This window comes from Streptomyces coeruleoprunus (assembly GCF_039542925.1).
Classification (GTDB): domain Bacteria; phylum Actinomycetota; class Actinomycetes; order Streptomycetales; family Streptomycetaceae; genus Streptomyces; species Streptomyces coeruleoprunus.
The window spans coordinates 5,879,024-5,900,945 of record NZ_BAABIT010000001.1; the positions used below are offsets into that span (position 1 = coordinate 5,879,024).

The 21,922-nt window shown below is 68.6% G+C and carries 19 protein-coding genes and 3 rRNA genes; 17 read left to right on the forward strand and 5 right to left on the reverse strand.

Going from position 1 to position 21,922, the window contains the following annotated elements:
* The first annotated feature begins 102 nt into the window (after positions 1-102).
* The 4 genes from ABEB09_RS26330 to ABEB09_RS26345 all read left to right on the forward strand — a co-directional run bounded on the left by ABEB09_RS26330 (position 103) and on the right by ABEB09_RS26345 (position 3,314).
* A complete protein-coding gene (locus ABEB09_RS26330) occupies positions 103-894 on the forward strand; it encodes an ABC transporter ATP-binding protein (protein WP_345692394.1) in 792 nt (263 codons plus the stop codon).
* A gap of 101 nt (positions 895-995) precedes the next feature.
* Complete coding sequence (locus tag ABEB09_RS26335; protein ID WP_345692395.1) at positions 996-1,424, forward strand: NfeD family protein; 429 nt, start codon at positions 996-998, stop codon at positions 1,422-1,424.
* Between the two features lie 121 nt (positions 1,425-1,545).
* Entirely contained in the window at positions 1,546-2,481 is a 936-nt protein-coding gene (locus ABEB09_RS26340) for an SPFH domain-containing protein (RefSeq protein ID WP_345692396.1), read from the forward strand.
* Positions 2,482-2,543: 62 nt separating this feature from the next.
* Positions 2,544-3,314 (forward strand): sulfite exporter TauE/SafE family protein, encoded by a 771-nt coding sequence (locus ABEB09_RS26345; protein ID WP_345692397.1) that lies wholly within the window; start codon positions 2,544-2,546, stop codon positions 3,312-3,314.
* Between the two features lie 91 nt (positions 3,315-3,405).
* On the opposite strand, the gene ABEB09_RS26350 is transcribed toward ABEB09_RS26345, so the two are convergent.
* From ABEB09_RS26350 to ABEB09_RS26360, 3 genes are all read right to left on the reverse strand, one after another.
* Positions 3,406-3,912 carry an HNH endonuclease gene (locus ABEB09_RS26350; RefSeq protein WP_345692398.1) on the reverse strand — a complete coding sequence of 169 codons (507 nt, stop codon included), beginning with the start codon at positions 3,910-3,912 and terminating at the stop codon, positions 3,406-3,408.
* A 143-nt stretch (positions 3,913-4,055) separates the two neighbouring features.
* Positions 4,056-4,595, reverse strand: a complete 540-nt coding sequence (locus ABEB09_RS26355) for a YbhB/YbcL family Raf kinase inhibitor-like protein (protein ID WP_345692399.1) — start codon at positions 4,593-4,595, stop codon at positions 4,056-4,058.
* A 48-nt stretch (positions 4,596-4,643) separates the two neighbouring features.
* Complete coding sequence (locus ABEB09_RS26360; RefSeq protein WP_345692400.1) at positions 4,644-5,426, reverse strand: sporulation protein; 783 nt, start codon at positions 5,424-5,426, stop codon at positions 4,644-4,646.
* Between the two features lie 101 nt (positions 5,427-5,527).
* On the opposite strand from ABEB09_RS26360, the gene ABEB09_RS26365 reads away from it, so the two are divergent.
* From ABEB09_RS26365 to ABEB09_RS26390, 6 genes are all read left to right on the forward strand, one after another.
* Positions 5,528-6,169, forward strand: a complete 642-nt coding sequence (locus ABEB09_RS26365) for a DNA-3-methyladenine glycosylase (protein ID WP_345692401.1) — start codon at positions 5,528-5,530, stop codon at positions 6,167-6,169.
* Between the two features lie 509 nt (positions 6,170-6,678).
* Positions 6,679-8,205 (forward strand): 16S ribosomal RNA (locus ABEB09_RS26370).
* A gap of 279 nt (positions 8,206-8,484) precedes the next feature.
* A 23S ribosomal RNA gene (locus tag ABEB09_RS26375) occupies positions 8,485-11,604 on the forward strand.
* Positions 11,605-11,713: 109 nt separating this feature from the next.
* A 5S ribosomal RNA gene (gene rrf, locus ABEB09_RS26380) occupies positions 11,714-11,830 on the forward strand.
* The 16S, 23S and 5S rRNA genes sit together here, the layout of an rRNA operon.
* Positions 11,831-12,044: 214 nt before the next feature.
* The gene (locus tag ABEB09_RS26385) at positions 12,045-12,623 is read left to right on the forward strand and encodes a hypothetical protein (protein WP_345692402.1); all 579 of its coding nucleotides are present in this window, start codon (positions 12,045-12,047) and stop codon (positions 12,621-12,623) included.
* A gap of 271 nt (positions 12,624-12,894) precedes the next feature.
* Positions 12,895-13,677, forward strand: a complete 783-nt coding sequence (locus ABEB09_RS26390; protein ID WP_345694095.1) for a tetratricopeptide repeat protein — start codon at positions 12,895-12,897, stop codon at positions 13,675-13,677.
* Between the two features lie 66 nt (positions 13,678-13,743).
* Here the strand turns inward: ABEB09_RS26390 and ABEB09_RS26395 are convergent, their stop codons facing one another.
* Complete coding sequence (locus ABEB09_RS26395) at positions 13,744-15,027, reverse strand: DUF1015 family protein (protein WP_345692403.1); 1,284 nt, start codon at positions 15,025-15,027, stop codon at positions 13,744-13,746.
* Between the two features lie 79 nt (positions 15,028-15,106).
* Here ABEB09_RS26395 and ABEB09_RS26400 point away from each other — a divergent pair, with 79 nt between their 5' ends.
* From ABEB09_RS26400 to ABEB09_RS26415, 4 genes are read left to right on the forward strand one after another with little or no spacing between them, the layout of a single operon-like run.
* Entirely contained in the window at positions 15,107-16,138 is a 1,032-nt protein-coding gene (locus ABEB09_RS26400) for an HAD hydrolase-like protein (RefSeq protein ID WP_345692404.1), read from the forward strand.
* Between the two features lie 43 nt (positions 16,139-16,181).
* On the forward strand, positions 16,182-17,234 hold the full coding sequence (locus tag ABEB09_RS26405; protein ID WP_345692405.1) for a FecCD family ABC transporter permease: 1,053 nt from the start codon (positions 16,182-16,184) through the stop codon (positions 17,232-17,234).
* Positions 17,231-18,304: a FecCD family ABC transporter permease gene (locus ABEB09_RS26410; protein WP_345692406.1), complete on the forward strand. Its 1,074-nt coding sequence runs from the start codon at positions 17,231-17,233 to the stop codon at positions 18,302-18,304. Before ABEB09_RS26405 ends, ABEB09_RS26410 begins: the two co-directional genes overlap by 4 nt.
* Positions 18,305-18,348: 44 nt before the next feature.
* Entirely contained in the window at positions 18,349-19,203 is an 855-nt protein-coding gene (locus tag ABEB09_RS26415; RefSeq protein WP_345694096.1) for an ABC transporter ATP-binding protein, read from the forward strand.
* On the opposite strand, the gene ABEB09_RS26420 is transcribed toward ABEB09_RS26415, so the two are convergent.
* Positions 19,192-19,539: a sterol-binding protein gene (locus ABEB09_RS26420; RefSeq protein WP_345692407.1), complete on the reverse strand. Its 348-nt coding sequence runs from the start codon at positions 19,537-19,539 to the stop codon at positions 19,192-19,194. The genes ABEB09_RS26415 and ABEB09_RS26420 overlap by 12 nt on opposite strands.
* 42 nt (positions 19,540-19,581) lie before the next feature.
* Between ABEB09_RS26420 and ABEB09_RS26425 the strand changes: the two genes are divergently transcribed.
* Genes ABEB09_RS26425 through ABEB09_RS26435 form a run of 3 tightly spaced genes read left to right on the forward strand, consistent with a single transcriptional unit; the run spans position 19,582 to position 21,693 of the window.
* A complete protein-coding gene (locus ABEB09_RS26425) occupies positions 19,582-19,947 on the forward strand; it encodes a hypothetical protein (protein ID WP_345692408.1) in 366 nt (121 codons plus the stop codon).
* Positions 19,948-19,954: 7 nt separating this feature from the next.
* Positions 19,955-20,770 carry a TlyA family RNA methyltransferase gene (locus tag ABEB09_RS26430; protein ID WP_345692409.1) on the forward strand — a complete coding sequence of 272 codons (816 nt, stop codon included), beginning with the start codon at positions 19,955-19,957 and terminating at the stop codon, positions 20,768-20,770.
* Positions 20,767-21,693, forward strand: coding sequence for an NAD kinase (locus tag ABEB09_RS26435; protein WP_345692410.1), 927 nt, complete (start codon positions 20,767-20,769; stop codon positions 21,691-21,693). The genes ABEB09_RS26430 and ABEB09_RS26435 overlap by 4 nt, the downstream gene beginning before the upstream one ends.
* The last annotated feature ends 229 nt before the right edge of the window (positions 21,694-21,922 follow it).

Consider the following 21,922-nt stretch of genomic DNA (forward strand, 5'->3'; position numbering starts at 1 on the left):
TACTGGCCCCTCCACCGGTGGCGTAGGTTTTCCCTGGGAACTTGCGCCCGCAGCGCAAGCGACGACGACGAAGACTCGACCGCAAGGGGAGACAACGCGCTCATGAGCGATGTACTGGAGCTGGTGGACGTATCCGTGGTCCGCGACGGACGGGCTCTGGTGGACGAGGTCTCCTGGTCGGTCAAGGAAGGCGAACGCTGGGTCATCCTCGGCCCCAACGGCGCGGGGAAGACGACCCTCCTCAACGTGGCCTCGACCTACCTCTTCCCGACCCGCGGCACCGCCCGCATCCTCGGCGACCAGCTCGGCAAGGTCGACGTCTTCGACCTGCGCCCCCGCGTCAGCATGGCCGGCATCGCCATGGCCGAGAAGCTGCCCAAGCGCCAGACCGTCCTCCAGACCGTCCTCACCGCCGCGTACGGCATGACCGCCACCTGGCAGGAGGACTACGACGACGTCGACGAGCAGCGCGCCCGCGCCTTCCTCGACCGCCTCGGCATGTCCGACTTCCTGGAGCGCAAGTTCGGCACCCTCTCCGAGGGCGAGCGCAAGCGCACCCTCATCGCCCGCGCCCTCATGACCGACCCCGAGCTGCTCCTCCTCGACGAGCCCGCCGCCGGCCTCGACCTCGGCGGCCGCGAGGACCTCGTCCGCCGCCTCGGCCGCCTCGCCCGCGACGCGTACGCGCCGTCCATGGTCATGGTCACCCATCACGTCGAGGAGATCCCGCCGGGCTTCACCCACGTCCTGATGATCCGTCAGGGCAAGGTCCTCGCCGCCGGCCCCGTCGAGACCGAGCTGACCTCCCGCAACCTCTCGCACTGCTTCGGCCTGCCCCTGGTCGTCGAGAAGGTCGGCGACCGCTACACCGCACAGGGCCTGCCCCTCTCCTGACCGCGCCGAGCGACCCGCGCCGAGCGGCCGGTCCCAAGGGTCCACCGCCCACGGGCACTCGCGCCCTGTCCCCGAAGAGCCCACGGTCCTACCATGACGACGTGGACATCGACGCATGGGTCTGGTGGCTGATCGGCGCGGTGGGGCTGGGCATCCCGCTCGTGCTGACGGCGATGCCGGAATTCGGAATGTTCGCCGTCGGCGCGGTCGCGGGCGCCATCACCGCGGGGCTCGGCTTCGGCGTGGTGACACAGGTCGTCGTCTTCGTCGTCGTCTCCGTCGCGCTGCTCGCCGTCGTACGTCCCATCGCCGCCCGGCACCGCAACGGACAACCCCAACACGCAAGCGGCGTCGACGCCCTGAGAGGCCGTCAAGCAGTCGTCCTGGAACGCGTCGACGGCAACGGCGGCCGCATCAAGCTCGCCGGTGAGGTCTGGTCCGCCCGCAGCTACGCCGCCGACCAGGTCTTCGAACCCGGACAGCAGGTCGACGTGATCGAAATCGACGGGGCGACCGCCGTCGTCATGTGACGGAACCCGGCCAACCGACCGAACCACCACGCATGCTGGCCCGCCGTCTGGGAAAATCGATCATCGAAACCAACCGGCGGTCAGCCGACCACAAACGGCAGCGAAGGGCACGGGGAACACGATGCCATCAGTCATCATCGTTCTGGTCATCCTGGTGGTGCTTGTCTTCATCGCCCTGATCAAGACGATCCAGGTCATCCCACAGGCCAGCGCCGCCATCGTCGAGCGCTTCGGCCGCTACACCCGCACCCTCAACGCGGGCCTCAACATCGTCGTCCCGTTCATCGACACGATCCGCAACCGGATCGACCTCCGTGAACAGGTCGTCCCCTTCCCGCCCCAGCCGGTCATCACCCAGGACAACCTGGTCGTCAACATCGACACCGTCATCTACTACCAGGTGACCGACGCCCGCGCCGCCACCTACGAGGTCGCCAGCTACATCCAGGCGATCGAGCAGCTCACCGTCACCACCCTCCGCAACATCATCGGCGGCATGGACCTGGAGCGGACCCTCACCTCCCGCGAGGAGATCAACGCAGCCCTCCGCGGCGTCCTCGACGAGGCCACCGGCAAGTGGGGCATCCGCGTCAACCGCGTCGAACTCAAGGCCATCGAGCCGCCCACCTCCATCCAGGACTCGATGGAGAAGCAGATGCGCGCCGACCGCGACAAGCGCGCCGCCATCCTCACCGCCGAAGGCATCCGCCAGTCCCAGATCCTCACCGCCGAAGGCGAGAAGCAGTCCGCCATCCTCCGCGCCGAAGGCGAGGCCAAGGCCGCCGCCCTCCGCGCCGAGGGCGAGGCACAGGCGGTCCGTACGGTCTTCGAGGCCATCCACGCCGGCGACCCCGACCAGAAGCTGCTCTCCTACCAGTACCTCCAGATGCTTCCGAAGATCGCCGAAGGCGACGCCAACAAGCTCTGGATCGTGCCCAGCGAGATCGGCGACGCCCTCAAGGGCCTCTCCGGCGCCTTCGGCAACCTCGGCAACGGCACCCCCGGCTTCAACACCGGCGGCAAGGACCAGCGCCGCGAAGAGCCCCCCGTCGACTGACCACCGCACCCCCTCGTGCATGATCGGTGCACTGGACACCGACCACGCACGAGGGGACCCCGATGACGATCTGGGAAATGGCCGCCGTATTCGTGGCCGGCATCGGCGCGGGCACCATCAACGCCGTCGTCGGCTCGGGCACCCTCATCACCTTCCCGGTGCTCCTCGCCACCGGCCTCCCACCCGTCACCGCCACCGTCTCCAACGCCCTCGGCCTCGTCGCCGGCTCCATCAGCGGAGCCATCGGCTACCGGGCCGAACTCACCGGCCAGCGCCGGCGCGTCATCCGCCTCGGCGTCGCCGGCGCCATCGGCGGACTCGGCGGAGCCGTCCTCCTCACACGCCTCCCCGCCACCGCGTTCGAGACGATCGTCCCCGTCCTCGTCAGCCTCGCCCTCGTCCTGGTCGTCCTCCAGCCCCGCATCTCCCAGGCCGTCCAGCGCCGCCGCGCCCGCGAAGGAGCCACCCCCACCCCCACCGACGGCGGCCCGCTCCTCTTCACGATGATCCTCCTCGCCAGCGTCTACGGCGGCTACTTCACCGCGGCCCAGGGCATCATCTACCTCTCCGTCATGGGCATGCTGCTCCACGACACCCTGCAGCGGCTCAACGCCGTCAAGAACATCCTCGCGGCCATCGTCAACCTCATCGCCGCGCTGTTCTTCGTCTTCGCCGCCCACTTCCACTGGACGGCCGTCCTGCTCATCGCCGTCGGCTCCACCATCGGCGGCCAGCTCGGCGCCCGCGTCGGCCGCCGCCTCCCCCCGAAGATCCTCCGCGGAATCATCGTCGCGGTCGGCACCCTCGCCATCCTCCAGCTCACCCTCGACTGACCGCGAAGGCCGACCCACAAAGAGGGCCCGCCCCCGGCCGACAGCCGGGAACGGGCCCACCCTCACCACACCGTTACGCCACCACGGAACCTCAAGCGGCCTGCTGCGCCAACCACTCCGGCAACTCCGACCGGTCACCGGCCCGCATCGCCAACAGCATCGCGTCCGCCGGCGAAGGAACGAACGGCTGGAACAACAGCGGCATCCCCGCCTCCTCCGGAGTACGGTCCGCCTTCCGGTGGTTGTCCTCGGCACACGAGGCCACCGTGTTCAGCCAGCTGTCCCCACCGCCCTGTGCCCGCGGCACCACATGGTCCACGGTCGTCGCACGCCCACCGCAGTACGCGCACTTGTGCTGGTCCCGCACCAGCACACCCCTCCGCGACCACGGCGCCTGTCTTCGGAACGGCACCCGTACGTACCGGCACAACCGGATCACCCGAGGCACCGGAAGCTCCACCGCCGCCGCACGCACACGCAGTTCGGGGTGGGACTGCTCGACGACGGCCTTGTCCTGAAGGACGAGCACCACCGCACGGTTGAGCGTCACCGTCGACAGCGGCTCGAAGCTCGCGTTCAGTACCAGCGTGTCCCGCATCTGTGCCCACCTCCCGTGTGCCGGCCCACCCCTGTGGCAGGCTCGGCTCAACTCTGGCCGGGCACGCGAGGCGGGACAACGCAATAAAAATGCCCGCCCCCGGCCTCACCGAGGCCAGAAGCGGGCGAACACCAGGCGAACTCTCAGCCTGCGGCAGGCGTCTCGTACTCACCGATCAGCTGCGCACGCGCCAGCGTGTGGAACCGCAGATTGAACCCGACGACCGCCGGCGACACGTCCGCGTCGGGCCCCAGCTTCTCCGTGTCCACCGCGTACACCGTGAACACATACCGGTGCGGACCGTCCCCCGCCGGCGGCGCGGCACCCCCGAAGTCCTTCGACCCGTAGTCGTTGCGCACGTGCACCGAGCCTTCGGGCAGTCCCTCGAACGTCCCGCTGCCCGCACCCGCGGGCAGTTCGGTCACCGACGCCGGAATGTCGAACAGCACCCAGTGCCAGAACCCGCTCCCCGTCGGGGCGTCCGGGTCGAAGCACGTCACCGCGAAGCTCTTCGTCTCCGCCGGGAAACCCTCCCACCGCAGATGCGGCGAGATGTTGCCCTCCGCGTAGACCTGCGCGTCCGCCAGCACACCGCCCGGCGCCACGTCCTTGCTCACCACCGTGAACGACGGCACGGCAGGGTGGAAGTCATGAGGGAGCGGCGCCCTCTTCGCCTCGGTCACGTCTGAACCTCCGATTCGCTCGTGACCCCTGAGCCTTGACCCCTGAGCCTAGAGCCAGTTGCGACGGCCACCGACATCCGCGAGCCACTGGTTCAGATACGCCACCCAGTCCGTCCCCTGGAAGGCGTCGTGCCGCACCGTGAACGCCCGGTACGAGTCGCTGCCCTCGCTGAACAGCCCGCCCTTCTTGTCCATCTCCAGCACGACGTCCATCTCCCGGTCGTCCGCCACGAACGACAGCTCCACCTGGTTCAGCCCCCGGTACTGCTGCGGCGGCAGGAACTCGATCTCCTGGTAGAAGGGCAGCCGCTGCCGCGTCCCCCGGATGTGCCCGCGCTCCATGTCGGCGTTCCGGAACCGGAAGCCCAGCTGCACGAACGCGTCGAGGATCGCCTGCTGCGCCGGCAGCGGATAGACGTGGATCGGGTCCAGGTCCGTCGAGTCCACGGCCCGCGCGATCGCCAGCTCGGTCGTCACACCGATGTTCATCCCGTGCAGCGGCTGCCCCCCGATGCACGTCACCGGCGTCTCCCACGGGATCTCCAGCCCGAACGGCACCACGTGCACCGCACCCGGCTGCACGGTGAAGGCCCCACCGAGCTGCACCTTCGTGAACTCGATGTCCTGCTTCACCTCCTGGTCCCCGCTCTCGACCTCGACCCGGGCCTGCAGACCGAGCGAGAGCCCCTGGATGCCCTGGGCCACCGAGCCGCCCTCGATGTGCACCTCACCCTGGACGACACCGCCCGGCACCACGTTCGCCTCGGTCAGCACCGTCTCCACGGAGGCGCCACCGGCACCCAGACTCGCCAGCAGCTTCTTGAAGCCCATGTCCACTCCTTGTCGGTCGCGTAGGTCCCCGGCTCATATACGCCTACGGGCGGAGAAGACCGTAGCCGGTTCCGGGCCCCACACCAGTACGCTCGTTCAACATGATCGAGAGCCCCGACCGTACGCCGCTGCCACGGGACTTCTTCGACCGCCCCGTACTGGAAGTGGCTCCCGACCTGCTCGGCCGGACCCTCGTACGGATGACGGACGACGGACCCATCGAGCTGCGCCTCACCGAGGTGGAGGCCTACGCCGGCGAAGCCGACCCAGGTTCCCACGCGTACCGAGGCCGCACCGCCCGCAACGCCGTGATGTTCGGACCCCCCGGTCACGCGTACGTCTACTTCACCTACGGGATGTGGCACTGCCTGAATCTGGTGTGCGGCCCCGAGGGCACGGCCAGCGGCGTGCTGCTGCGGGCCGGCGAGATCACGGTCGGCCAGGAGCTGGCCCGCCACCGAAGGGTCTCGGCCCGGTACGACAAGGAACTGGCCAAGGGCCCGGCCCGCCTCGCCACGGCCCTGGACGTGGACCGCACCCTGGACGGCACCGACGCCTGCGCCGGCCCCGAGTCCCCCCTGTCCGTACTGACGGGCGACCGGGTCAAGCCTGATCAGGTACGCAGCGGCCCGCGCACCGGAGTGGGCGGGGACGGGGCCACGCACCCGTGGCGGTTCTGGATCGACGGGGACCCGACGGTCAGCCCGTACCGGGCCCACACACCGCGCCGGCGGAGCACTTGACTCGGGCGCCCGAACCGCCTAATGTCGACCGAGCCGCAAGGGCAGGGAGGCTGTATCAGCACCCTGGGAGCGGCCATCCACTACTTATCTTCGATCTTCCCCCTCGGGGGTTGGCTTTCCGGCATGCCGGAATTGCATTCCGGAGGCTCGATTAGGAGCCGCCAGAGAGATCAGCTAAAGTAGCGGAGTCGAAAGACAAAAAGGCCCTCCAACGGCCACCGGAAACGAAATCCGAACCGGAAACGGAACGGAAAAGGATCTGGTAAGGTTGGAAACACCGAAGGGAAGCGCCCGGAGGAAAGCCCGAAAGGGTGAGTACGAAGGAAGCGTCCGTTCCTTGAGAACTCAACAGCGTGCCAAAAGTCAACGCCAGATATGTTGATAACCCCGTCTCTCTGAGACGAGGTTCCTTTGAAAAACACAGCGAGGACGCTGTGAACAGGAAGCGGGACTATTCCTCCCGCCCTGTTCCGCTCAACGCGAGTGTTGACCCGGATCACCGGGAAGCATTCACGGAGAGTTTGATCCTGGCTCAGGACGAACGCTGGCGGCGTGCTTAACACATGCAAGTCGAACGATGAACCTCCTTCGGGAGGGGATTAGTGGCGAACGGGTGAGTAACACGTGGGCAATCTGCCCTGCACTCTGGGACAAGCCCTGGAAACGGGGTCTAATACCGGATATGACCACTTCAGGCATCTGATGGTGGTGGAAAGCTCCGGCGGTGCAGGATGAGCCCGCGGCCTATCAGCTTGTTGGTGAGGTAACGGCTCACCAAGGCGACGACGGGTAGCCGGCCTGAGAGGGCGACCGGCCACACTGGGACTGAGACACGGCCCAGACTCCTACGGGAGGCAGCAGTGGGGAATATTGCACAATGGGCGAAAGCCTGATGCAGCGACGCCGCGTGAGGGATGACGGCCTTCGGGTTGTAAACCTCTTTCAGCAGGGAAGAAGCGAAAGTGACGGTACCTGCAGAAGAAGCGCCGGCTAACTACGTGCCAGCAGCCGCGGTAATACGTAGGGCGCAAGCGTTGTCCGGAATTATTGGGCGTAAAGAGCTCGTAGGCGGCCTGTCGCGTCGGATGTGAAAGCCCGGGGCTTAACCCGGGTCTGCATTCGATACGGGCAGGCTAGAGTTCGGTAGGGGAGATCGGAATTCCTGGTGTAGCGGTGAAATGCGCAGATATCAGGAGGAACACCGGTGGCGAAGGCGGATCTCTGGGCCGATACTGACGCTGAGGAGCGAAAGCGTGGGGAGCGAACAGGATTAGATACCCTGGTAGTCCACGCCGTAAACGTTGGGAACTAGGTGTGGGCGACATTCCACGTCGTCCGTGCCGCAGCTAACGCATTAAGTTCCCCGCCTGGGGAGTACGGCCGCAAGGCTAAAACTCAAAGGAATTGACGGGGGCCCGCACAAGCGGCGGAGCATGTGGCTTAATTCGACGCAACGCGAAGAACCTTACCAAGGCTTGACATACACCGGAAACACTCAGAGATGGGTGCCCCCTTGTGGTCGGTGTACAGGTGGTGCATGGCTGTCGTCAGCTCGTGTCGTGAGATGTTGGGTTAAGTCCCGCAACGAGCGCAACCCTTGTCCCGTGTTGCCAGCAGGCCCTTGTGGTGCTGGGGACTCACGGGAGACCGCCGGGGTCAACTCGGAGGAAGGTGGGGACGACGTCAAGTCATCATGCCCCTTATGTCTTGGGCTGCACACGTGCTACAATGGCCGGTACAAAGAGCTGCGATACCGTGAGGTGGAGCGAATCTCAAAAAGCCGGTCTCAGTTCGGATTGGGGTCTGCAACTCGACCCCATGAAGTCGGAGTCGCTAGTAATCGCAGATCAGCATTGCTGCGGTGAATACGTTCCCGGGCCTTGTACACACCGCCCGTCACGTCACGAAAGTCGGTAACACCCGAAGCCGGTGGCCCAACCCCTTGTGGGAGGGAGCTGTCGAAGGTGGGACTGGCGATTGGGACGAAGTCGTAACAAGGTAGCCGTACCGGAAGGTGCGGCTGGATCACCTCCTTTCTAAGGAGCACATAGCCGACTGCGAGCGAATGTCTCGCACGGTTGCTCATGGGTGGAACGTTGACTACTCGGCACGATCAGGAGATGGACCGCTAGTACTGCTTCGGCGTGGAACGCGGATCGGATCGAGGGATCGTGTCGGGCACGCTGTTGGGTGTCTGAGGGTGCGAGCGTTGCTCGCCCTTCATGCGCCGGCCCCAGTGCACTCACCACGTAGGTGGTGGGGTGATGGGTGGCTGGTCGTTGCTTGAGAACTGCACAGTGGACGCGAGCATCTGTGGCCAAGTTTTTAAGGGCGCACGGTGGATGCCTTGGCACCAGGAACCGATGAAGGACGTGGGAGGCCGCGATAGGCCCCGGGGAGCTGTCAACCGAGCTTTGATCCGGGGGTGTCCGAATGGGGAAACCGGCAGTCGTCATGGGCTGTCACCCGCTGCTGAACACATAGGCAGTGTGGAGGGAACGAGGGGAAGTGAAACATCTCAGTACCCTCAGGAAGAGAAAACAACCGTGATTCCGGGAGTAGTGGCGAGCGAAACTGGATGAGGCCAAACCGTATGCGTGTGATACCCGGCAGGGGTTGCGCATGCGGGGTTGTGGGATCTCTCTTTCACGGTCTGCCGGCCGTGAGACGAGTCAGAAACCGTTGATGTAGGCGAAGGACATGCGAAAGGTCCGGCGTAGAGGGTAAGACCCCCGTAGCTGAAACGTCAGCGGCTCGTTTGAGAGACACCCAAGTAGCACGGGGCCCGAGAAATCCCGTGTGAATCTGGCGGGACCACCCGCTAAGCCTAAATATTCCCTGGTGACCGATAGCGGATAGTACCGTGAGGGAATGGTGAAAAGTACCGCGGGAGCGGAGTGAAATAGTACCTGAAACCGTGTGCCTACAAGCCGTGGGAGCGTCGGACATCAGCTTGCTGGTGTCTCGTGACTGCGTGCCTTTTGAAGAATGAGCCTGCGAGTTTGCGGTGTGTTGCGAGGTTAACCCGTGTGGGGAAGCCGTAGCGAAAGCGAGTCCGAATAGGGCGATTCAGTAGCGCGCTCAAGACCCGAAGCGGAGTGATCTAGCCATGGGCAGGTTGAAGCGGAGGTAAGACTTCGTGGAGGACCGAACCCACCAGGGTTGAAAACCTGGGGGATGACCTGTGGTTAGGGGTGAAAGGCCAATCAAACTCCGTGATAGCTGGTTCTCCCCGAAATGCATTTAGGTGCAGCGTCGTGTGTTTCTTGCCGGAGGTAGAGCACTGGATAGGCGATGGGCCCTACCGGGTTACTGACCTTAGCCAAACTCCGAATGCCGGTAAGTGAGAGCGCGGCAGTGAGACTGTGGGGGATAAGCTCCATGGTCGAGAGGGAAACAGCCCAGAGCATCGACTAAGGCCCCTAAGCGTACGCTAAGTGGGAAAGGATGTGGAGTCGCAGAGACAACCAGGAGGTTGGCTTAGAAGCAGCCACCCTTGAAAGAGTGCGTAATAGCTCACTGGTCAAGTGATTCCGCGCCGACAATGTAGCGGGGCTCAAGCGTACCGCCGAAGTCGTGTCATTGCAGCGTAAGCCCCAACGGGTGTTGTGATGGGTAGGGGAGCGTCGTGTGCCGGGTGAAGCAGCCGTGGAAGCGAGTTGTGGACGGTTCACGAGTGAGAATGCAGGCATGAGTAGCGATACACACGTGAGAAACGTGTGCGCCGATTGACTAAGGGTTCCTGGGTCAAGCTGATCTGCCCAGGGTAAGTCGGGACCTAAGGCGAGGCCGACAGGCGTAGTCGATGGACAACCGGTTGATATTCCGGTACCCGCTTTGAAGCGCCAGCGCTGAACCCAGCGATGCTAAGCCCGTGAAACCGCCGTGTGCGTCTTCGGACAATCACGGAGTGGTGGAGCCGGTGACCCAGACTGGTAGTAGGTGAGCGATGGGGTGACGCAGGAAGGTAGTCCAGCCCGGGCGGTGGTTGTCCCGGGGTAAGGGTGTAGCCCGAGAGATAGGCAAATCCGTCTCTCATGCAGGGTGAGACCTGATGCCGAGCCGATTGTGGCGAAGTGGATGATCCTATGCTGTCGAGAAAAGCCTCTAGCGAGTTTCATGGCGGCCCGTACCCTAAACCGACTCAGGTGGTCAGGTAGAGAATACCGAGGCGTTCGGGTGAACTATGGTTAAGGAACTCGGCAAAATGCCCCCGTAACTTCGGGAGAAGGGGGGCCACGTCTGGTGATGGAGTTTTCCTCCGGAGCTGGGTGTGGCCGCAGAGACCAGCGAGAAGCGACTGTTTACTAAAAACACAGGTCCGTGCGAAGCCGTAAGGCGATGTATACGGACTGACGCCTGCCCGGTGCTGGAACGTTAAGGGGACCGGTTAGCTGACTTTCGGGTCGGCGAAGCTGAGAACTTAAGCGCCAGTAAACGGCGGTGGTAACTATAACCATCCTAAGGTAGCGAAATTCCTTGTCGGGTAAGTTCCGACCTGCACGAATGGCGTAACGACTTCTCGACTGTCTCAACCATAGGCCCGGTGAAATTGCACTACGAGTAAAGATGCTCGTTTCGCGCAGCAGGACGGAAAGACCCCGGGACCTTTACTACAGTTTGATATTGGTGTTCGGTTCGGCTTGTGTAGGATAGGTGGGAGACTGTGAAGCTTGGACGCCAGTTCAGGTGGAGTCGTCGTTGAAATACCACTCTGGTCGTGCTGGATGTCTAACCTGGGTCCGTGATCCGGATCAGGGACAGTGTCTGATGGGTAGTTTAACTGGGGCGGTTGCCTCCTAAAGGGTAACGGAGGCGCCCAAAGGTTCCCTCAGCCTGGTTGGCAATCAGGTGTTGAGTGTAAGTGCACAAGGAGCTTGACTGTGAGACCGACGGGTCGAGCAGGGACGAAAGTCGGGACTAGTGATCCGGCGGTGGCTTGTGGAAGCGCCGTCGCTCAACGGATAAAAGGTACCCCGGGGATAACAGGCTGATCTTCCCCAAGAGTCCATATCGACGGGATGGTTTGGCACCTCGATGTCGGCTCGTCGCATCCTGGGGCTGGAGTCGGTCCCAAGGGTTGGGCTGTTCGCCCATTAAAGCGGTACGCGAGCTGGGTTTAGAACGTCGTGAGACAGTTCGGTCCCTATCCGCTGTGCGCGTAGGAATATTGAGAAGGGCTGTCCCTAGTACGAGAGGACCGGGACGGACGAACCTCTGGTGTGCCAGTTGTTCTGCCAAGGGCATGGCTGGTTGGCTACGTTCGGGAGGGATAACCGCTGAAAGCATCTAAGCGGGAAGCCTGCTTCGAGATGAGTATTCCCACCTCCTTGAGAGGGTAAGGCTCCCAGTAGACGACTGGGTTGATAGGCCGGATATGGAAGCCCAGTAATGGGTGGAGTTGACCGGTACTAATAGGCCGAGGGCTTGTCCTCAGTTGCTCGCGTCCACTGTGTGGTTCCCGGGTTGCGAACAGTCGCACCGGTACACACCACTTACTTGTTCAAGTGAATAGTGTGCTTGTTCGCTAGAACCCTTTAGGGTTTCGGTGGTCATAGCGTTAGGGAAACGCCCGGTTACATTCCGAACCCGGAAGCTAAGCCTTTCAGCGCCGATGGTACTGCAGGGGGGACCCTGTGGGAGAGTAGGACGCCGCCGAACAATCTTTCATGGACCCGTGGTCCCAGCGTGCATGCTGGGACCACGGGTCCTTTTTTGTTTGCTGAATCTGCTCGAAGCGCGGTCGATGCCCGACTGCGCGAGAATGACTTGCGGTACCCGAAGACAGGAGCCACGCCCATGTCCACCAACTCCTCCGACGACCGTCCGGAGCGCGAGCCTCGTCGTAGGGACGGTGGCGAGCGAGGCGGTTTCCGTGGGCCCCGCCGTGACGACGACCGGCGAGGCGGCGGCTTCCGCCGTGACGACCGCCGTGACGACCGCCGTGACGATCGGCGCGATGACCGCCGTGACGATCGGCGGGGTGATCGCAGGGACGACCGGCGTGATGACCGGCCGGCGTTCCGGCGCGACGACCGGGACCGTGACCGTGACCGTGGTGGGTTCCGTCGGGACGACCGGGACCGTGGTGGTTTCCGCGGCGGTCCTCGGCGTGACGACGACCGGCCGCGCGGTGGCTTCCGCCGTGACGACGACCGCGGACGTGGCGGGTTCCGCCGCGACGACCGGCGCGATGACCGGCGTGACGACCGGCGCGATGACCGCCGTGACGACCGCCGTGACGAGCGGCGTGATGACCGGGACCGTGGTGGGTTCCGCGGCGGTCCTCGGCGTGAGGACGACCGGCCGCGCGGTGGCTTCCGCCGTGACGACGACCGGGGCCGTGGTGGCTTCCGTCGTGACGACCGGCCTTCCTTCCCGCGTGACGACCGGGCGCCCCGGCGTGACGACCGCGACCGGGACCGGGACCGGACCGTGGTGGGTTCCGTCGTGACGACCGGCGGGACGAGCGCGGTGGTGGCTTCCCGCGTGACGAGCGGGCACCTCGCCGTGAAGGCGAGCGCGGCGGTTTCCGGCGCGGTGAGGACCGGCCGCGTGGCGGCTTCCGCCGTGACGACGAGCGCGAGCGCGGGCGCGGTGGCTTCGGTGGCCGCGGCGGATTCCGCCGTGACGACCGGCGCGACGACCGTCGTGACGACCGCGGGGGCTACCGCCGGGACGACCGGGACCGCGACCGTACGCGCGACCGCGAGCCGATCAAGCGGCTGCCGATCCCGGCTGACGTCACCGGCGACGAGATCGACAAGGACGTGCGGCAGGAGCTGATGAGCCTGCCGAAGACGCTCGCCGAGGACGTCGCCAAGAACCTGGTGATGGTCGCCAAGCTCATCGACGAGGAGCCCGAGAAGGCCTACGGCTACTCCCGCGTGGCGCTGCGGCTCGCGTCGCGTGTCGCCGCCGTGCGCGAGGCCGCCGGCTTCGCCGCGTACGCGACGCAGAAGTACGCGGAGGCCCTGGCCGAGTTCCGGGCGGCTCGGCGGATGACCGGCAGCGTGGAGCTGTGGCCCGTCATGGCCGACTGCGAGCGCGGGCTCGGGCGGCCCGAGCGGGCGCTGGCCATGGCCGGTGAGCCCGAGGTGCAGAAGCTCGACAAGGCCGGCCAGGTCGAGATGCGGCTCGTCGCGGCCGGGGCCCGGCGGGACATGGGGCAGCTGGACGCCGCCATCGTGACCCTGCAGAGCCCGGAGCTGGCGTCGAACTCCGTACAGTCGTGGACCGCGCGCCTGCGGTACGCGTACGCGGACGCGCTGCTCGCGGCCGGGCGTGAGGCCGAGGCGCGGGAGTGGTTCGCGAAGGCGCTGGAGTCCGACAAGGACGGGTCGACCGACGCGTCCGACCGGCTCGCCGAGCTGGACGGCGTCGAGTTCGTCGACGCCTTCGACGAGACCGAGAGCGTCCAGGACGTCCAGGACGTCCAGGACGTTCAGGACGTCGCGGACGCCGAAGGGGCGCAGGACCGCGGCGACGACGTGGACGGCGACCGGTAACGGCCGGTCCGTACGGGTATGACGAAGGGCGGCACCCCCGCGGGGGTGCCGCCCTTCGGTGTGCGGTCAGTCGATCGTGAGGCTGCGCAGGACCAGGCCCGTCGCCGGCTTCGGGCCGAACGACGTGGACTTGCGGGGCATCGTCACGCCCTGGCGGGCGAGGTCCCGGACGACCTCCTCGCGTACGGGGTGCATCAGGACCGCCGTGCAGCCGCGGCGCTCGGCCTGGGCGACGACGGCCTCCGTGTCGTGTATGTACGCGATGTGCTCGGGGGCGTCGGGCACGCGCCACAGGTGGTCCAGGAGCGTCGCGTGCAGGACCGTGGCGTCCAGCGTGCGCCAGGCCTCCGGGCGGTCGTGGGGGACGGTGCGGGCCAGCAGCGCGGGGTCCGGGCGGTCGACGAGGTGGAAGCGGCCGTCGCCTGCGAGGAGTAAGGCGTTGCCGCCCTCGGCCACGGCGGCCGCCAGTTCCTCCATGGCGGCCGGGAGCGGGGCGTCGAGGGTGCGGACGCGGAACGCGCCCTCCAGCGCGGCGAGCGCGTCGGGCACCGCGAGGCGGTGCAGGAGCCGGTGGATGGCCCGTACCTGGAGCGGGTAGCGGGAGGTGTCGATGAGGAGCACCAGGCCGTAGCTCCAGGGGCCGGGCTCGGACTGCTCCTGGAGCAGGCGCAGATACGTCGCCCAGCGGTGGTGGCCGTCGGCTATGAGCGCCTGGTGGCCGGCCAGGTCCTCGGCGGCCGCGGCCTGCTCGGCCGGGTCGGTCACCGCCCACAGGCGGTGGCTGAAGCCGTCCTCGGTGGTCGTGGCGAGGAGCGGGGTGCGCTGGATGGCGCGTTCGATGACGCCGGTGGCGCCGGTGGCGTTGCCGTCGCCGCGGTAGGTGAGGAGGAGGGGTTCCAGGTTCGCGCCGGTCGTGCGCATGAGGGCGGCCCGCTCCTCGACGACGTCCGGCATGACGTCCTCGTGCGGGAGGACGATGCCCTCGGCCGGGGAGGACAGTTCCAGGGCGCCGATCAGGCCGCGCTGGAGGAGGTCGCCCTTGCGCTGCTCGTAGACGTAGAGGGCGGGTTCCGCGTCGGCGGCCAGCACGCCCGAGCCGAGCCAGTCCTCCAGGGTCTGCGCGGCCTGCCGGGAGCGGGCGTCGGCGGTGGCCGCCTGCGGGAGGATCAGGCGGACGATGTTGTGCGGGTCGGACGATTCCAGATGGTGGAGCCCGTCGGGCCGTACCACCACGTCGTACGGGGGTGAGGTCACCGCGGCTAGGCTGCCCACCCGTTCGGGGACATAACGCAGCCCATGGAAAGGCTTCAGTCGCAGGCCGCCATTGGCCGCAAGACCTCTCGTATTCATCCTTGCATCGTATGTTGATGTGCAGATGGGTGATGATCGGGGGAGAGAGGTCGTCCGAACGAGCGAGGAGTACCGGGTGATGGGGCAGCGGTGGCGGAGCCGGCCGGACGGCAGTGCGGCGGTGCTGAGCGAGGCGTACGACACGGCGCTGCTGGACCTGGACGGCGTCGTGTACGCGGGCGGCGAGGCCATCGCGTACGCCGTGGAGGCGCTGGGCGCAGCCCGCGAGGGCGGCATGCACCTCGCGTACGTCACCAACAACGCGCTGCGGACGCCGGATGCCGTCGCCGCGCACCTGACCGAACTCGGCGTGCCGGCCGAGCCCGGTGATGTGATCACCTCGGCGCAGGCGGTGGCCCGGCTGATCGCCGAGCAGGTGCCGGCCGGGTCGCGGGTTCTCGTCATCGGCGGGGAGGGGCTGCGCGTGGCACTGCGCGAGCGGGGTCTGGTGCCGGTCGAGTCGGCCGACGACGACCCGGCCGCCGTGGTGCAGGGGTACGGCGGGCCCGAGCTGCCGTGGGGGCGGTTCGCGGAGGCGTCGTACGCGATCGCGCGCGGCGTGCCGTGGTTCGCGTCGAACACGGACCTGACGATCCCCGGTGCGCGGGGGATCGGCCCCGGCAACGGGGCGGCCGTGGAGGTCGTGCGGATCGCGACGGGCGCGGAGCCGCAGGTGGCGGGCAAGCCGCTGCCGCCCATGCACCGCGAGACGATCCTGCGGACCGGTGCGCGGCGGCCGCTGGTGGTGGGCGACCGGCTGGACACGGACATCGAGGGCGCGTTCAACGGGGACGTGGACTCGCTGCTCGTGCTGACCGGCGTGACGGACGCGGCGCGGCTGCTGGCCGCCGTGCCCGAGCACCGGCCGACGTACGTGGACGCCGATCTGCGGGGGCTGCTGACCGGGCAGCCGGAGGTGACCGGGACGGTGGCGGACGGGTTCGTGTGCGGCGGCTGGACCGCGTCGGCGGACGGGAACGCGCTGGTGCTCGACGGGGAGGGCGACCGGCTGGACGCGCTGCGGGCGCTGTGCGCGGCGGCGTGGACGCAGGCGGGTGCCGGGTCGTGCGGGCTCGACGCGGGGAAGGCGCTGGCGCGGCTGGGGTGGTGAGACCCCCTGCGGCTGCTCGGGCAGGGTAGGCTAACCTAACCCGGTGTTGATCGACAGTCCTCCCGAACAGAGCGCGGAGCCGTCGGCCGCCGAGCAGCCCCGAAAGCGTCACTCCGTGCGCGCCGCCGGGCTGGTGGCGGCCCTCGCCGTGCTGCTGGTGGTCTGTGCCGCGAGCATCGTCGTCGGGGCCAAGCCCGTCCCGCTCGGTGACGTCTGGCACGGGCTGTTCCAGAACTCCGGCACCGGCACCGACGTCCTGATCGCCGACGTGCGTGTCCCGCGCACCCTCCTCGGCCTGCTGGCCGGTGTCGCCCTCGGCCTGTCCGGCGCCGTCATGCAGGCGCTCACCCGCAACCCGCTCGCCGAGCCGGGCCTGATGGGCGTGAACGCGGGCGCGGCCGCCGCCGTCGTGACGGCCACCGGCTTCCTCGGCGTCACGTCCCTCACGGGCTACGTCTGGTTCGCGTTCGCCGGCGCCGCCGCCGTGTCGGTCCTGGTGTACGTCCTCGGCGGCGGCCGCAGCGCCACGCCCGTACGGCTCGCCCTGGCCGGCACCGCCGCGACCGCCGCGCTGTACGGGTACGTCAACGCCGTGCAGCTGCTGGACGCCGCCGCGCTCGACCGGCTGCGCTTCTGGACCGTCGGCTCGCTGGCGGGCGCCGAACTCGCGACCGTACGGCAGGTCGCGCCGTTCCTCGCCGTCGGCGTCGTCCTCGCCCTGCTGGTGGCGCGGCCCCTGAACGCGATGGAGATGGGCGACGACACCGCCCGCGCGCTCGGCGCCCACCTGAACCGCACGCGCGTCCTGGCCATGCTGTCGGTCACCCTGCTGTGCGGGGGCGCCACCGCCGCCTGCGGGCCGATCGTCTTCGTCGGACTGATGGTCCCCTACCTCGTACGCGCCGTCACCGGGCCCGACATGCGGTGGATCCTGCCGTACGCGGCGGTCCTGTCGCCCGTGCTGCTGCTCGTCTCCGACATCGTCGGCCGCGTCGTCGCCCGCCCCTCCGAACTCCAGGTCGGCATCGTCACCGCGCTCATCGGCGGGCCCGTCTTCCTCCACCTCGTACGCCGCAAGAGGATGGCCCAGCTGTGACCGTGACCCCCGAACGACTCCCCGCGGCCCGCGTCCGCACGGTCAAGGCGATCCGCACCCCCGGCGGGCTCTCCGTACGCGTCGATCCCCGCGCGGCCGTCGCCGGGCTCCTGCTGGCCCTCCTGGCGCTCGCCGCCGCCGTCGTCCTCATCGGCAGCGGCGACTACACCATGACGCCCGGCGAGGTGCTGGCCACGCTCCTCGGCGACGGCACGGCCATGCAGGAGTTCGTCGTCCAGGACCTGCGCCTGCCGCGCGTCCTCGTGGCGCTGCTCGTCGGCGCCGGGCTCGCCGTCGGCGGCGCCGTCTTCCAGACCATCACCCGCAACCCGCTCGGCAGCCCCGACATGCTCGGCATCGGCCAGGGCTCCACCGTCGGCGCGCTCACCGTCATCGTCCTCTTCCAGGGCGGTGCGACGGCCGTCGCGGGCGGAGCCGTCCTGGGCGGCACCCTCACCGGCACCGCCGTGTACCTCCTCGCCTGGAAACGGGGCGTCCACGGCTTCCGGCTCGTCCTCACCGGCATCGGCATCGCCGCCATCCTGACGGCCTGCATCCACTACCTGATCACCAAGGCCAACCTGGTCGACGCGACGCGCGCCGTGCTGTGGATGACCGGCTCGCTCGACGGCCGCGACTGGAGCCACTTCTGGCCCCTGCTCACCGCCTCCGCCGTCCTGCTGCCGCTGATCCTCGCGTACGGGCGGCCCCTGCGGATGCTGGAGATGGGCGACGACGCGGCCCACGCCCTGGGCGTGCGCGTGGAACGGGTCCGCGTCGTGCTGCTCACCTCGGCGGTGCTGCTGGTGGCGGCCGCCACCGCCGCCGCCGGGCCCATCGTGTTCGTCGCGCTCAGCGCCCCGCAGCTGGCCCGCCGCCTCACCCGCTCGCCCGGCCCCAACCTCGGCGCGTCCGCCCTGATGGGCGCGGCGCTGCTGCTGATCGCCGACTGGGCGGCCACCAACACCTTCGACGAGCGCCGGCTGCCCGTCGGCGTCGTCACCGGCGTCGTCGGCGGTGCCTACCTGCTGTGGCTGCTGGTCACCGAGCGCAGGGCGGGCCGGATATGAGCGCCGCGAACCACGACCACGACCAGAACCGCAGGAGTACGTCCATGCAGCCCGAGCGCCCGCGCCCCCGACTGAGCGCGGAGTCCGTCACCCTCGCCTACGAGCAGCGGATCATCGCCCGCGACCTGTCGGTCGAGATCCCCGACAACTCGTTCACGGTCATCGTCGGTCCGAACGCCTGCGGCAAGTCCACCCTGCTGCGCGCCCTCTCCCGGATGCTCAGGCCCGCCGAGGGCCGCGTGCTGCTCGACGGGCAGGCCATCCACGCGCTGCCCGCCAAGAAGGTCGCCCGCACCCTGGGGCTGCTGCCGCAGTCCTCCATCGCGCCCGACGGCATCACCGTCGCCGACCTCGTGGCCCGCGGCCGCTACCCCCACCAGGGGCTCCTGCGCCAGTGGTCCCCGGAGGACGAGCGGATCGTCCAGGAGGCGATGGAGGCCACCGGGGTCGGGGAGCTGGGCGACCGGTACGTCGACGAGCTGTCCGGCGGGCAGCGCCAGCGCGTGTGGATCGCGATGGCCCTCGCCCAGCAGACGCCGCTGCTGCTGCTCGACGAGCCGACGACGTACCTCGACATCCAGCACCAGATCGACGTCCTCGACCTGTGCGCCGAACTCCACGAGACCCAGGGACGCACGCTCGTCGCCGTCCTCCACGACCTGAACCACGCCGCCCGCTACGCGACGCACCTCATCGCCGTACGGGGCGGGGAGATCGTCGCCGAGGGGCCGCCGACCGAGATCGTCACGGCCGAGCTGGTCGAGCGGGTCTTCGGGCTGCGCTGCCAGGTCATCGACGACCCCGAGACGGGCACGCCGCTGGTGGTCCCGGCGGCACGTACGGCGCGGGCCGGCGCGCGGCAGGCCGTGCGGCGGACGGAAGCCGCGCTACAGAAGTGAGCGCAGGCGCAGCAGGTCGCGGAGGCCCGCCTCCAGCCTGACCCGGCCCGACGCCCAGGCGGCGGCGAAGTTCAGCTCGCCCGCGACCAGCGCCACCAGGTCGTCGCCGCGCAGCACCAGCCGGATCTGCGCGCGCTCCCGCGGCGGCCCCGCGAACTGCTCCAGCACCTCGATCCGGCCGTCCGTGAGGCGGCCGGCGAAGGTGGCGTCCAGGTCCGTGAGGTGGCAGCTGAGGCTGCGGTCGTGGGCCGCGGCGGCCCGCACGCCGCCGTCCGCCCGCGCCAGGTTCGCCGCCAGCGCGTCCAGCGCGGCGCGGCACTCCTCGATCGTCGCCATCGCGACCGACCGTACCGCAGGACCACGCGGTAGCGTCGGGGCATGAACGACGCGATGTCCGGCCTGCCCGCCAGGCGGCCCGAGGCCCCCGGGACGGTCCCAGAGGCGGCTCCTGAGGCGAACCCGACCGCAGAGGGAGACGCGGCGGAGCGGCGCGCCGAGGAGGAACCCGCCGGTGCCGTCGGCGGGTACGAGCCCGCCGCCCCCGCCCCCCTCGGCGTGCCCCGCACGGCCACCGGGCACCCGCGGGTCGACGGGCTGCTGGAGCGGCTGGGCGATGTCGATCACCTTCCGGCGGACGGACACCTGGACGTGTACGAGGATGTACACCGGGGCTTGCGCGACACGCTGACCGCGCTCGACGCACCCCACCCCCAGCCGGGAACCCCGTACGACGACAGGAGCTGAATCGAACGTGGCAGGAGTGGCACGCCGCCGTCTCGACGCCGAGCTTGTGCGCCGCAAGCTCGCCCGCTCGCGGGAGCACGCGAGCCAGCTGATCGCGGCGGGGCGGGTGACCGTGGGCGGCAACACCGCGACCAAGCCCGCCACGCAGGTGGAGACCGCCGCCGCCATCGTGGTGGCCCAGGACGACTCCGACCCCGAGTACGTCTCGCGCGGCGGCCACAAGCTGGCCGGGGCGCTCGCCGCGTTCGTGCCCCGCGGCCTGAAGGTCGAGGGCCGGCGCGCCCTGGACGCCGGGGCGTCCACGGGCGGGTTCACGGACGTCCTGCTGCGGGCCGGGGCCGCCCACGTCGTCGCCGTCGACGTCGGCTACGGGCAGCTGGCCTGGTCCCTCCAGAGCGATGAACGCGTCACCGTCAAGGACCGTACCAACGTACGTGAACTGACCCTCGACGCCATCGACGGAGTGCCCGTGGACCTTGTGGTGGGTGACCTGTCCTTCATTCCCCTCGGCCTGGTGCTGCCCGCCCTCGCCTCGGTGACCGCTCCGGACGCCGACCTCGTCCTGATGGTCAAGCCGCAGTTCGAGGTGGGCAAGGAGCGCCTCGGCAGCGGCGGTGTGGTCCGCAGCCCCGAGCTGCGTGCCGACGCCGTACGGAACGTGGCGCGGCAGGCCGGCGAGCTGGGGCTCGGCGTGCTCGGCGTGACCGCGAGCCCGCTGCCCGGCCCCTCCGGCAACGTCGAGTACTTTCTCTGGCTGCGGGCAGGGGCGCCCGCACTCGATCCGGCCGACGTCGACCGTGCCGTGGCGGAGGGACCTCGTTGACTTCAGCACCGAGTTCAGCTGCGAGTTCAGCACCGCGTACCGTCTTCCTGCTGGCGCACACCGGGCGGCCCGCCGCCGTCCGCAGCGCCGAACTGGTCGTGCTCGGCCTGCTGCGCAGCGGTATCGGCGTACGCGTCCTGGCCTCCGAGGCCGCCGACCTGCCGCTGCCGCCCGCCGTGGAGACCGTCGCCGAGGCGAGCCCCCATGTGCTCGACGGCTGTGAACTGCTGATCGTGCTGGGCGGTGACGGGACGCTCCTGCGGGGCGCGGAGTTCGCCCGGGCGTCCGGCGTGCCGATGCTGGGCGTCAACCTCGGGCGGGTCGGCTTCCTCGCCGAGGCCGAGCGCGACGACCTCGACAAGGTCGTCGACCGGGTCGTCACGCGGGCGTACGAGGTCGAGGAGCGCATGACCCTCGACGTCGTCGTGTACGACAACGGGGACGTCCTGCACACCAACTGGGCCCTCAACGAGGCCGCCGTGCAGAAGGTCGCGCCGGAGCGGATGCTGGAGGTCGTCCTCGCCATCGACGGGCGGCCCGTCACCGGCTTCGGCTGCGACGGCGTGATCTGCGCGACGCCCACCGGCTCCACGGCGTACGCGTTCTCGGCCGGTGGTCCGGTCGTCTGGCCCGAGGTGGAGGCGCTGCTGATGGTGCCCATCGGCGCGCACGCCCTGTTCGCCAAGCCGCTCGTCACCACGCCCGACGCGGTCCTGGCGGTGGAGGTCGAGCCGCACACCCCGGACGGGGTGCTGTGGTGCGACGGACGGCGCACCGTCACGCTGCCCGCGGGCGCGCGGGTCGAGGTACGGCGCGGCTCGGTGCCCGTACGGCTCGCCCGGCTCCACCACGCGTCGTTCTCGGACCGGCTCGTCGCCAAGTTCGCCCTGCCGGTGTCGGGCTGGCGGGGGGCACCGCACTAGGTGCCGTCCGGCGGATCTTCCCCCACCCCGCCCCTTCCCGAATCCGGGGCTCCGCCCCCGAACCCCCGCTCCTCGAACGCCGGAGGGGCTGATTTCGGCCCGTCCGGGGCGGGGCGGGGGACATTCACCGGACAAGGCCACTCCGGAGGGTGATCGGTGGTCGCCCGGGGGCGTCGTCACCTGCGGGTTCCGCGACGCGGGGCGGGGGCCGTCGCATCCCGGGCCCCGG